Source organism: Pontibacter pamirensis (genome assembly GCF_010015475.1).
GTDB classification, from domain to species: Bacteria; Bacteroidota; Bacteroidia; order Cytophagales; family Hymenobacteraceae; genus Pontibacter; species Pontibacter pamirensis.
The window spans coordinates 66,186-78,761 of the sequence record NZ_SSNI01000009.1; the positions used below are offsets into that span (position 1 = coordinate 66,186).

Genomic DNA, 12,576 nt, shown 5'->3' on the forward strand with positions numbered 1-12,576 from the left:
CAATGGCCTTCGTCGATAAATTAGCGCTCCTGCTACACGGGCATACACACGAATTTTATGAATCTCCCGGAGATTATGACCTGCGGGATACACGGAAGCTGCCTTCTTACCGGAATTTCAGGAAAAGAGCTTTTACCGTGGGAATAGGTGGCCCGGTGGGTACAGGTAAAACTGCCCTGCTCAAGGCGCTTTGCGAAAGGCTCCGGAATACTTACGAACTGGGAGTCGTAACCAACGATATCTTCACCCGGGAAGACGCGGAGTTCCTGATCCGGAACAGCGCTTTAAGTGAAGACAGAATAGTAGGCGTGGAGACAGGCGGCTGCCCTCACGCCGCCATCCGAGAGGACATATCGCTGAACATGGATGCACTGGAAGGGCTGATGGCCAAGTTTAACTATAAAATTGATTTCCTGTTTGTGGAGAGCGGCGGCGATAACCTGGCAGCTCATTTCAGCCGTGAGTTGGTAGACTATTCCATTTATGTAATTGATGTATCTGGTGGCGATAAAATACCGCGCAAAGGCGGCCCCGGCATCACCCAATCCGATTTGCTGGTCATCAACAAAACTGACCTGGCTCAATTAGTTCGGGCGGACCTGGACGTGATGGACCGGGACTCCAAAAAAATGCGCGGGGAAGGTCCTTTCGTTTTTGCCCGCGCACTGCACGGAGACGGCTTAGATGAAATTATAGATCATATACTTAAAGCCAAAGAAAAAGCATTGCTGTCGGTGCGGGAGGATAGGAGGTAATAAGCTTTATTTATTTTCTAAGTAGTCAAAGAGCCAGAAGTAACGTTCCTCCTGAACGTGGTGTTGCAGTGTTGTTCAATCCTAATACTTCCGCTTCATTGGGTTGTAGCCCAGGAACATATCAGAAGAAAGTGCTTTGAGAATGGCATCGCATAGTGGTTGCAGGTCCATCCTGCTCTTCGCCATAGTGCGCAGGATGTACACGCCTTCTCTTGCTTTCACCACTGTGAGCACAAAATCCTTGGCTGTCATGTTAAAGTTTAGGACGGTACTTTCGGGCATCCGGAGTTGGAGTAGTTGCTGACTCAGGCATTCAAACTTTTCCTCACCCGGAGTGCCAACCAAATAGGCAGAGAACATAGTCTGGTATTGGCCGAAGTTGGCAGGGGAGGTGGCAATGTGCTGCTCGGGGCTAAATGAAAAGCGGTCGAGGAGAATTGGCTTACCTTTGGCGGTTACTTTTAATTCTGAGAAAAAAGAACTGAAAGCAAAGCGTTCGCCCATATCCATTCTGCCGGAATGGAACCAGTCGACTACCAACAGAAGAGATTTTGGCTGCATCTCCCAGTGCTGCACCTGCCTGTATATACTGCCCTCCTGCAACACCACCGGATCCGGGAAAACCACGGCTAGCGCATTTTCTTCCAGCGTACCCTTAATGGTTTGTTCGGCTGCTGCGCCATCTACCGATTTAAAAATCTTGGAATTGGACTGTGAACTGAGAAAGAGGTTTGCTTGGGTGCCACAGGTTACATGCAGGTTTATCTGATCCCCTGATACCATGCCGCCACCAAAGTTAGACAGCACTACATGGCAGCTTTTGTTATGGGAGGCGGGGTTGAGAATCTTAAGCGGCTGCACGTTTTTGCAGGTTACCAGCTTTGACTTCTCCTGTACCTCACAAACTTCTATGTGGCTCCAGTCCGGGGACAAACTCATAGAGGTATTTATATTTATTTACTGAAGTAATATGAGTAGCTATACTAATGCCTCATAATGAAGAAAATATTAATGACAGTTCAGGAGTAGAGGCCTATACTAAAGTATAAAGCTGCCACCCGGCAAGGATGGCAGCTTTTATGTTCTACTCAGTTAGAATTCTTTAAGCTGAATTTCGTTCTGCGTTGATGATACCGAAGGAGCAACGCACCACCAGTTTCTCATACTTGGGTTTGTACTCCGTCTGCTGGCCCTGCTCTTCCATCTCCCGTATCTTTGTGAGCGCGTATTGCTGTATGGTTAACAAAGGCAGCTCTATTCGCTGGCGCATTTGTATAGACTGCAGGTTAACCGGCTTATCTTCCATCAGTTCAGCAGCTCCTGTCAACCGCAGAATATAGCTTCTCGTCAGTTGGAACTCATCATGAATCATATTCCACAACTCGCCATAGTTCGGGTGGTTCGCCAGGAAGGCAGTCAGCGGGAAGAAGCACTTCGTCATCGCCATTTCGCAGTTGTCCATCAGCGTTTTAAAGAACAGGGAACGCTTGTATAACTGAGCGATATCTTCCCACTTGCCGGCTTTCTCCATTCTCTGAAGCGCCGTGCCGACACCATAGTAGCCAGGCAGGTTCTGCTTTAACTGGCTCCAGGACCCTACATAAGGCACAGCCCGCAGATCGTCGAGGTTAAGTTTGCCTGGTTTGCGCTTCGAAGGCCTGCTGCCAATGTTCGCTTCCCCGTAATAGCGTAACGGGCTAACATATAGCATATACTCCAGGAAGTTTGAATGATTCTTAAGCGTACTGTACTTCTCAAAACTCTCTTTCGACAGATTCAGTAGCAGCGCTTCCTCATCAGGAGTCAACGTAGAATCTTTAGAGGCAAAAAGGGCACTGTGGATACCGGCATGCATCAGTTGTTCAATGTTGAACTGTGCTGCATCCACTGTTCCAAAGTTAGAGCTGATTGTTTGCCCCTGAATCGTCAGCTGAATTTCCTTGTTAGAAATGTTTGGCCCCATGGAAGCGTAGAACTGGTGCGTGCGCCCGCCGCCTCTTGCCGGAGGTCCTCCTCTGCCGTCGAAGAACACCACCTGCACGCCGTGCTCCTTTGAAATGGCACTTAGCTCTTCTTTGGCTTTATATATACCCCAGTTTGCCATCAGGTAGCCTCCGTCTTTGGTCCCATCCGAGAAGCCCAGCATGATTGTCTGCACGTTATCGCGGCGCTGCAAGTGCTGGCGGTATACCTCATTCTGGTATAAAGCAGCCATTACGTCGCCGGCATTGCGCAGGTCGTCAATTGTTTCGAACAACGGCACTATGTCTACGCTAAGCGATTCCTTTTTCCAGCCACTCAGCAGGAACAGGCCATATACGTGCATCACGTCCAGGGCGCTGGTGCTGTGGCTGATAATATAGCGGTGGCAGCCATTTTCGCCATTTGTTTCCTGTATTGTTTTAATGGCCGCCATACTTTCCAGTACATCCCGGTGCAGTTCGCTCTCCAGAACTGCTGGATCAAGCGTGCCTTTTGCCTGTAGCAGGGTGGTCATTTGTTGCTCCGCCGGAAGGTCCGAATAATCCGGAGGCAGCACATCTGTTGTTTCTGCTATAGTTTGCAGAAGCTCCACATGCACGGAACTGTCTTGCCGTATATCCAGGGTGGCGAAATGAAGACCGAACAACTCCACTTTGCGCAACAGGTTATCGACCATATCCAGGAACAGGCTGTTATGCTCCTCTATCAGCGTGGTTCGAATCTGCTGCAGTGTCTGTATAATTTCCTCGCTCGAAATATCCAGCTCATGGTTCGGCACGAACAGGTTGTTGTAAAGCTTCTGCTCCATCGCCAGCACCACATTAGACACGTTTTTAAAGGTTAACCGTCGTTTCAGCCGGCGCACATCCAGGTAGTAAGACTTCAGGGCGGCGCCCCGCAAAGCTTCAGCTACTCTTAAAGTAATCCCTGCATTCACAAAAGGGTTTCCGTCTCTGTCGCCTCCCGGCCAGAAGCCGAACCGAACGAGCGGGTTCTTTTTGCTTATTTCGTCCGGAAACTGATCTTTAAGGTATGTCAGGATATGCCCCGCTGCCGAGTAAAACACATTCTCCAGGTACCAAATCAGGTTTACAGCCTCATCGTAAGGGGTGGGCTTCTCGTTCCGGAAGAAAGGAGTCTTTCCTAGTTGCCGCAGGTAGCTGTTTATTTGGGAGGTGTTGTCGTTCACCATCGCTTTAGATAAGTCGTTGATGATACCGAGCACCTCGCTTGGGTAAAACTGCGTAGGATGGGCTGTTAATACCAATCGAACAGAAAAGTCTTCCAGCTTCTCTTTTAGTTGGGCCTGGTTCTGCTTTTGCTGCACCTCCGACTGCAGCTGCTTTAGCGTACCCGGGCCATGCATATCATGAATATCGCGGTAAGCGGCATCCTCCAGGGCATCGAACAATACAACCTGACGCTCTGTGTACTGCACAAAACGGAACAGCAGGTCCAGCATTTCTTTGTCTTCTCTGTACGATGTATGCTGTTTAAAGAAAGAGTCGATAATTTCAACCGGGCTTTGCTCTTTACTAAATCCTTCTTCGCAATGCAGCAGGAAGATAGTCAGCAACACGCCGGTTCTTTCCATTCTATGGAATGGAAGGGCGGTGAATAAACTATTGTATAACTGAAACCGGAGACCTACTTGCTTATTGTAAACCTGTAATATGCTGTTGGCAGAACCATTCATGTATGTTTTCCTTTATAATGCTGATTTAGTCAATAAAATTTGTGATTCTCGCAATATAATGAAGCTTTTGTCAAAATTGCTACAATAAGATTGCCTTTTTGATAAAATAATATGTGTTTTAACTCTGTTTCTGTTGATTGTGGTATTGTAATCAAATTTAATTTATCATCGTCTTAACTCAATTTTTCCTTTTGCTCTTTTATGTTTCGTTTATACTATAGCTAACTAAAGAAGCCACATAAGAGGGCCAAGCTAGTAGGTTAAAAGGCTAAGAAATATGTTCTAACAATAACACATCTACGGATGTGCCGGAGGTGGTTATTCGCCTCCTTGCGCTAAACGGGTAAGCAGGAAGTAAAGTTGAGCGGACATAGTAAACAGTATAATGTCGGTGTTTCCGACCAAACAAGTGTTAGGGCTTGTAAAAATTTTATAGTAAATTGTCGAATAACCAACACCAATGCCCTCACCCATGGCAGAAGAACCAAACTACAGGCTACAGTATTACATGTTCCTGCTCAGCAAGCATTATCGCAAGATACTTCTAGGTCTGATACTGCTCATTATTGTATTTACCTCCATCAAAACGGTTGGCCCCGAGGAAGAAGGGGTCGTGCTGTATGTGGGGCAATATGACCGTACGGTAGAACCGGGTCTCCATTTTATCCTGCCTTTTGGTATAGAAGAAATGGAAAAGATACCTGTGCAGCGCCAGCTGAAGCAGGAGTTCGGCTTTCGCACGGTAGAGGCAGGCACCAGCACCCAATACTCCAGAGAGAACTTTGGCGATGAATCACTTATGCTGACCGGTGACCTGAACCTGGCCAACGTGGAGTGGGTGGTGCAGTACCGTATAGTGGATTCGTACCGTTACCTGTTCCAGGTTAGAAATGCCGATAAAGCGCTTCGAGATATGTCAGAGTCTGCTGTGCGCAAGGTGGTCGGGGACCGCACCGTGAACGAGGTGCTGACCGTAGGCCGCCAGGAGGTGGCTACCAGTGTGGAGGTGCTGCTGCAGCGCATGTGCGATGAGTATGAAAACGGAATTCGGATTGACCAGGTGGTGCTGCAGGACGTGAACCCGCCGGAGCCGGTTAAGCCGTCCTTCAACGCGGTGAACGAGGCGCAGCAGGAGCGCGAGACCCTCATCAACCAGGCTGAGTCGGAGTATAACCGTGTTATTCCGCGTGCACGTGGTGAGGCTGATGAAACCATTCAACTCGCAGAGGCTTATGCCCTCACCAGGGTAAACGAGGCTACCGGTGAGGCTGCCCGCTTTAACTCCCTCTTTGAAGAATATGTGAAAGCGCCTGAGGTAACCAGGAAGCGTATGTACCTTGAAACGATGGAAAGAATACTGCCTAAGATAGGAGGCAAGGTCATCGTAGATGAGAGAGGCAATAATGTCCTCCCTTTATTAAACCTAAATCAGCCTGAAAAGCAATAAGCCGTGAACATAAGAAGTATACTCTCGCTCGTAGTCGCTATTATCATCCTGACGCTTGCCTTTACCAGCATCTTTGTGCTGGACGAAACGCAGCAGGCCATCGTGACCCAGTTTGGAAAGCCTGTAGGTGCTCCTCGCACTGAGCCCGGACTTCATTACAAGATTCCGATTATCCAGAAAGTGCAGTTCTTTGACAAGCGCTATCTCGCGTGGGATGGTGATGCCAACCAAGTGCCTACCAAAGACAAAAAATTTATCTTCGTGGATACGTATGCCCGCTGGCAGATTACGAACCCGCTACAGTTCTTTATTCGCCTGCGGGACGAAAACTCCGGCCAATCCAGGCTCGACGATATACTGGATGGTGAGACACGCAATGCCATCGCCAGCCACGATCTGCTGGAAATAGTGCGGTCTACCAACCGTGAGCCTGAGGTGGAAGAGGAGTTTATGGAAGACATGGAGAACCTGGATGATATCAGCGTGGGCAGAGATAAAATTGAGGCGCTCGTACTGCAGCGGGCAAATGAGAGAACAGCTGACCTTGGTGTGAAAATCCTGGATTTCCGGTTTAAGCGCATGAACTACGTGGATGAAGTAAGGGACCGGGTGTACGAAAGGATGAAAAGTGAGCGTAACCGTATCGCCGACCAGTTTAGGTCTGAAGGACAGGGAGAGGCCCGGAAAATTCAGGGTAACAAAGAGCGCGACCTGGCCAAGATACAGTCTGAGGCAACCCGTGAAGCAGAGGTGATACAAGGTCGGGCAGACGCCCAAGCCACCACAATTTATGCGGAAGCCTATAACAAGAATGCCCAGGCAAGAGACCTGTACAGCTTCCTCCGATCTATGGAAACGCTGGAGAAATCCTTTGACGAGAAAACAAGTATTATCCTGTCTACCGACTCTGAGCTTTACAGGTATCTGAAGAGGGGGAATTAATTATTTAGCAGCACAAATCCAAGAAACTACCATATGCTTTTAAAGAGAACCTTCACGCTTTTGTTGTGTTTATGCAGCTTATCTGTTTGGGCACAGGAATGGAATAAAAAACAGGCTGCAGTAGTCCTGACCTATGATGATGCTCTGAACGTACACCTGGACAATGCTATTCCAGCCTTGGACTCTTTAGGATTAAAAGGGACCTTCTATCTGACTGCCGCTTCGCCGGCTTTTACACAGCGATTAGACGAATGGAAAAAGGTAGCTGCTAAAAAGCATGAACTAGCGAATCATGCCCTCTTCCATCCCTGCGACGGAAGCCAGCCCGGAAGAAGCTTTGTTAGCCCTGAATATGATCTGGCTACCTATTCTCTTCGCCGTATAACGGATGAAATAAAAATGACCAATGCTACGCTGCAGGCACTTGACGGCAAGACAGAAAGGACGTTTGCCTATCCGTGCGGAGATACAAAAGTTGATGGCGTTACTTATATAGATGCTTTAAAAGGTGATCTTGTTGCCGCACGTGGTGTGCATGGCGAAATGGTGCAAAACAAAAGCACAGATATATACAATGTTGGCTCCTATATGATCAATGGTCAATCCGGAGAAGAATTGATAGCACTGGTGAAAGAGGCAATGCGCACAAACAGTATGATCGTGTTTCTTTTTCATGGCGTGGGGGGAGACCATAGCCTGAATGTATCGCTTGAGGCACACAGCAAACTGTTACACTTCCTGAAAGCCAACGAAAAGAAAATCTGGAATCCCACTTTCATCGAAGCCGCCAAGTACATGAAAACCGCAGGCACCGCTAAAAATACAAATGGCTAACATGTTGGCAAATCAGCCATTCAGAAATATTGGTACAGGGCTCAAAGCGTGAAGTTCTTATGTGGCAATGAGTACTTCGATGCCTCTTTCCTCCAGCATGGCTTTGTAAGTTTCAGAGATACCTTCGTCTGTGATGATGACATCTATGTCGTCTATTTCACAGATTTTCCCAAATCCTTTCCTTCTGAATTTACTGGAGTCAGCCAGGATGATTGTTTTTTGCACTGATTTGATCATCTTGCTGTTCAGATGGGCTTCCATCATATTGGAGGTAGTCAGTCCAAATTCAGGACTGATGCCATCTACACCCAGAAAAAGCTTACTGCAGGCAAAGCTTACCAACATGTCTTCAGCATAATGCCCCACTACCGAAGAGGAACTTTTTCTTACCACTCCTCCCAACTGTACAATTTCCATGTTCTGGTTATCAAGAAGTGCCATCGTCACATTCATCGCTCCTGTGAGCACCGTAAGCTTCATGTTCTTAGGAATTGCTTTCGCCAGCGCCATTACCGTAGTGCCGGAGCCAATAATAATGGCTTCGTCTTCCTGTATCAATTTTGCAGCAAGGGAGGCAATTTTTTCTTTTTCATCTACCTGTACCAGTTTCTTCTCATTTACCGGCCGATCATTTACATAGGGCGAGACAGGCGTAGCACTTCCGTGTGAGCGGTAAAGAAGCCCTTTGTCCTCCAGCAGTTTCAGGTCTTTTCGCACCGTCACCATGGTCACATCCATTTCTTTGCTCAACTCGGCTACACCCACAAAGCCCTCACTACTAAGTTTATCCAGAATTAATTTGTGTCTCTCAGCAATTGTCATATTACGGTTCATTTCCAAAAGTATTCTTTTTTAACCTTTTATTGCCTATCTGTTAAAATTTAGTTATAATTTATAAATATATGATTTAGTATTGAAATTAATTCATTTTTAATAGTTGTATTTGTTTGTTTTGATTTCTTTTTATTTTCTTTTTTGCTACATTTAGCTGTGGGGGCAAGTTAAATGAATGCAATAACAAAGCAATGGATAGAAATAGAAGTATAAACGAAATTGAAGACAAGCAAAAAGTCTGGGACTTGGCTGTGATAGGTGGAGGCGCATCCGGTTTAGGGGTTGCCCTTGATGCGCTGTCAAGAGGGTTAACAGTAGTGCTGGTCGAAAAATCTGATTTCGCTAAGGGTACATCCAGCCGTAGCACCAAACTATTGCATGGGGGCGTGCGCTATCTGGCACAGGGCGATGTAACGTTGGTTTTGGAGGCGCTGAAAGAACGTGGACTTATCATGAAAAATGCCCCGCACGTATCCCGGAAACAGGCCTTTATTATTCCCATCTATTCACTCTGGGATAAGTTAAAATACGGTGTCGGGCTCAAAGTCTATGACTTAATGGCGGGCAACTTAAGGATCGGAAAGTCTCAGTGGCTCCCCAGAAAAGAGGTAGTTCAAAGGATTCCTGCCATTATGGAAGAAGGGCTTAATGGAGGCGTCATCTACTACGACGGGCAGTTTGATGATGCGCGTCTTGCGCTAAATATTGCACAGACCTGTTCGGAAATGGGCGGATGTGTCTTAAATTACATGAAAGTGACGAGCCTGACCAAAGATGAAAACGGTATTATTGATGGTGTAAAGCTCACGGACCAGATAAGCCAGCGGCATCATGAAATAAAAGCAAAGGCAGTGGTGAATGCGACGGGTGTTTTTGCTGATAAGATTTTGCAGATGGATAATCCCGAGGCCAGGCTTTCTATTATGCCAAGCCAAGGCGCGCACCTGGTGCTGGATCTTTCCTTTCTGGGAGGCAAGGATGCCCTCATGATACCCGAAACTTCTGATGGTAGGGTGCTGTTTGGAATTCCCTGGCATGGAAAACTTGTGCTGGGCACTACCGATACGGTCATAAAAAATCCAACGCTGGAGCCAAGGGCACTGGAACAGGAGATTGATTTTATACTGAATACATGTGCCCAATATCTTGTCAGGAAGCCTACCCGAAAGGATGTACTGTCAGTTTATGCAGGGTTAAGGCCGCTTGCAGCACCGAAAGAAAAAGGAGCTAAAACGAAAGAAATTTCCCGCAGTCATAAGGTATCCGTTGCAGATAGCCACCTTATTTCTATCATTGGAGGCAAGTGGACCACCTTTAGAAAGATGGGAGAAGACACCGTAGATGCACTTGCCAGGCTGAAGGGTTTGCAATTAGCTAAGAGCACCTCCTCAAAAATCAGGATACATGGCTACCCGGAGACAACCGTTGAAGAGGGGCACCTGGCAGTCTATGGAAGTGATGCTGCGGGCATCAGATATTTGATTGAGCAAAATCCTGATTTAGGGCAGCAACTCCATCAACATTACCCCAACACAAAAGCTGAAGTGGTATGGATGGTGAAAAATGAGATGGCACTTAAAGTGGAAGACATCCTGGCCAGGAGGATGAGGATACTGTTCCTGGATGCACAGGCAGCAATAGAAATGGCCCCGGCAGTGGCTAAGATAATGCGCGAAATATTGGGTTTAGGTGAAGATTGGGAGAAAGCAGAGATTTACGCATTTCAGCAATTAGCGGAAGGCTATTTAATCAATCAGAAAATCACTATATTACCTACCAGCCTATGAACCATGAAACGCAGTATTTGCTAGCGCTCGATCAGGGAACAACCAGTTCCAGAGCCATTGTCTTTAACCAGCAAGGCAAAGTAGTGACGGACGCGCAGCGCGATTTCGAACAGAAATTTCCAAAACCCGGCTGGGTGGAGCATGATCCGATGGAGATATGGACCTCGCAGGCTGCAGTAGCCACCGAGGCTATGATGAAGGCTGGCCTGTCTGCCCATCAGGTAGCAGGTATAGGCATCACCAATCAAAGAGAAACAACTATTCTCTGGGACAGAAATACCGGAGAGCCACTTTATAACGCTATTGTATGGCAGGATAGGAGAACTTCGGCATACTGCAATGAACTAAAGGAGAGAGGCAAGTCGGAGCTGGTTCGTGAAAAGACAGGCTTGATAATAGATGCCTATTTTTCAGCCACTAAAGTTAAGTGGATACTGGATCATGTAGCGGGTGCCAGGGAAAAGGCAGCCAAAGGAGAGGTTTGCTTCGGAACGGTTGATTCCTGGCTTATATGGAAGCTATCCGATGGCAATACACACTGTACGGATAGCACCAATGCCAGCCGCACCATGCTTTACAACATCCATAAGCAGCAGTGGGACCAGGAACTACTCGACCTTTTTGATATTCCAGCAACCATATTACCCGAAGTTAAGTCTAGCAGTGAAGTGGTTGGCACCACCTCAGGCAGAATTTTCTCTGCTAAAATTCCTATAGCTGGTATTGCTGGAGATCAGCAGGCCGCTTTATTCGGGCAGCTTTGCATGGAGAAGGGAATGGCGAAGACAACGTATGGCACGGGCTGTTTCCTTGTGATGAACACCGGAGAACAGCCTGTTAGATCGAATAACCAACTCCTGACCACCATTGCCTGGAAACTGGATGGAAAGGTAACGTATGCACTGGAAGGAAGTGTGTTTATCGGGGGAGCCGCTATTCAGTGGCTGCGGGATGGTATAAAAGTTATAGGCCATGCCAGAGAGAGTGAAGGTATGGCTACCAGCTTAGCCAATAATGAAGGGGTATATTTTGTGCCCGCTCTTACTGGCCTGGGAGCACCTTACTGGGATCAGGATGCCCGGGGGGCTTTCTTCGGTATTACGCGTGGCACTACCTCTGCCCACTTTGCCAGAGCCGCGCTGGAGTCTATCGCTTACCAGGTACACGATGTGCTCAGGGCCATGGAAAAAGACAGTGGCGTACCCATGCGGGAGCTCAAAGTGGATGGAGGAGCAACTGAGAATAATTTCCTGATGCAGTTTCAGACAGATATTTTAAACTGCACTGTAAAGCGCCCCAAGATGCGGGAGAGTACGGCGCTGGGGGCAGCTTATCTGGCCGGGCTTGCCGTAGGCTACTGGAAGGATATGGCCGAACTTAAGTCGCTGGGGCAGGAAGCGGATGTGTTTGAGCCAAGCATGGATGCTGAAACAGCGGAAAAAAACCTGCACTTCTGGCACAAGGCGATAGAAAGAACCAGAAACTGGGCTGTTAACCCTAACCAATAGAATAATGCATCCACTGGTAGCAGAATATATCGGAACATCCTTGCTCATTCTGATTGGAGCAGGCGTGGTAGCCAATGTTATTTTAGAGGGCACAAAAGGGCAGGGAGGTGGCTGGATAGTTATCACCACCGCCTGGGGGCTGGGCGTATTTATTGGTGTGGTAGTAGCCGGCCCTTATAGCGGTGCCCACCTCAACCCCGCCGTAAGCGTGGGCTTGGCACTTGCAGGTCAGTTTGAATGGGCAAGCGTGTTGCCTTACTGCCTGATGCAGCTTTTAGGAGCCATCACCGGATCCACTTTGGTTTGGATAATGCACAAAGACCATTTCGACCTGACGCCCAACCCAGGCACAAAACTAGGCGTGTTTGCGACAGCGCCTGCTATTCGTAATTACCCCATCAATATGGTGAGTGAAGTCATCGGCACATTCGTGTTAATTTTTGTCATCCTATATTTTACACCTGCAGCCATGGGAGACGAAAATAACACTCCCGTAGGGCTGGGGTCATTAGGAGCCATTCCCGTGGCTTTTTTAGTGTGGGGCATTGGCCTGGCACTCGGCGGCACTACAGGCTACGCTATCAATCCGGCCAGGGATTTAGGCCCAAGGGTGGCACACTGGTTGTTACCCATCAAAGGGAAGGGACACAGCGACTGGGCCTACAGTTGGGTGCCTGTTTTCGGGCCTCTTTTGGGGGCGGCATTAGCAGCTTTTGCCTTTATGTTTATTAAAATTTAATGCTGTTAAAGTCTCTGGGTGAAGAGAATATAAAGAGCAGGCACTTCAAAG

Annotated in this window: 10 protein-coding genes; 7 read left to right on the top strand and 3 right to left on the bottom strand. The window is 47.8% G+C overall.

From position 1 onward, the window contains the following. Window positions 1-2: 2 nt before the first annotated feature. The gene (gene ureG, locus E1919_RS09810; protein ID WP_162053191.1) at window positions 3-755 is read left to right on the top strand and encodes an urease accessory protein UreG; all 753 of its coding nucleotides are present in this window, start codon (window positions 3-5) and stop codon (window positions 753-755) included. An 81-nt stretch (window positions 756-836) separates the two neighbouring features. Here ureG and E1919_RS09815 read toward each other — a convergent pair whose 3' ends face one another. Together E1919_RS09815 and E1919_RS09820 are read right to left on the bottom strand one after the other, a co-directional pair. After that, on the bottom strand, window positions 837-1,694 hold the full coding sequence (locus tag E1919_RS09815; protein ID WP_162053192.1) for an urease accessory protein UreD: 858 nt from the start codon (window positions 1,692-1,694) through the stop codon (window positions 837-839). Window positions 1,695-1,857: 163 nt separating this feature from the next. After that, window positions 1,858-4,332, bottom strand: coding sequence for a phosphoenolpyruvate carboxylase (locus E1919_RS09820; RefSeq protein ID WP_237144211.1), 2,475 nt, complete (start codon window positions 4,330-4,332; stop codon window positions 1,858-1,860). Window positions 4,333-4,906: 574 nt separating this feature from the next. On the opposite strand from E1919_RS09820, the gene hflK reads away from it, so the two are divergent. From hflK to E1919_RS09835, 3 genes are read left to right on the top strand one after another with little or no spacing between them, the layout of a single operon-like run. Further along, on the top strand, window positions 4,907-5,881 hold the full coding sequence (hflK, locus tag E1919_RS09825; protein WP_237144213.1) for an FtsH protease activity modulator HflK: 975 nt from the start codon (window positions 4,907-4,909) through the stop codon (window positions 5,879-5,881). 3 nt (window positions 5,882-5,884) lie between these two features. Further along, a complete protein-coding gene (gene hflC / locus E1919_RS09830) occupies window positions 5,885-6,823 on the top strand; it encodes a protease modulator HflC (protein WP_162053194.1) in 939 nt (312 codons plus the stop codon). A gap of 33 nt (window positions 6,824-6,856) precedes the next feature. Beyond that, window positions 6,857-7,657: a polysaccharide deacetylase family protein gene (locus E1919_RS09835; protein ID WP_162053195.1), complete on the top strand. Its 801-nt coding sequence runs from the start codon at window positions 6,857-6,859 to the stop codon at window positions 7,655-7,657. A gap of 57 nt (window positions 7,658-7,714) precedes the next feature. Here E1919_RS09835 and E1919_RS09840 read toward each other — a convergent pair whose 3' ends face one another. Further along, entirely contained in the window at window positions 7,715-8,479 is a 765-nt protein-coding gene (locus tag E1919_RS09840) for a DeoR/GlpR family DNA-binding transcription regulator (protein ID WP_162053300.1), read from the bottom strand. A gap of 203 nt (window positions 8,480-8,682) precedes the next feature. Between E1919_RS09840 and E1919_RS09845 the strand changes: the two genes are divergently transcribed. Genes E1919_RS09845 through E1919_RS09855 form a run of 3 tightly spaced genes read left to right on the top strand, consistent with a single transcriptional unit; the run spans window position 8,683 to window position 12,525 of the window. Then, a complete protein-coding gene (locus E1919_RS09845; RefSeq protein WP_162053196.1) occupies window positions 8,683-10,278 on the top strand; it encodes a glycerol-3-phosphate dehydrogenase/oxidase in 1,596 nt (531 codons plus the stop codon). Beyond that, the gene (glpK, locus tag E1919_RS09850; RefSeq protein ID WP_162053197.1) at window positions 10,275-11,786 is read left to right on the top strand and encodes a glycerol kinase GlpK; all 1,512 of its coding nucleotides are present in this window, start codon (window positions 10,275-10,277) and stop codon (window positions 11,784-11,786) included. The genes E1919_RS09845 and glpK overlap by 4 nt, the downstream gene beginning before the upstream one ends. A gap of 4 nt (window positions 11,787-11,790) precedes the next feature. Further along, window positions 11,791-12,525, top strand: a complete 735-nt coding sequence (locus E1919_RS09855; RefSeq protein WP_162053198.1) for an MIP/aquaporin family protein — start codon at window positions 11,791-11,793, stop codon at window positions 12,523-12,525. Window positions 12,526-12,576: the final 51 nt, after the last annotated feature.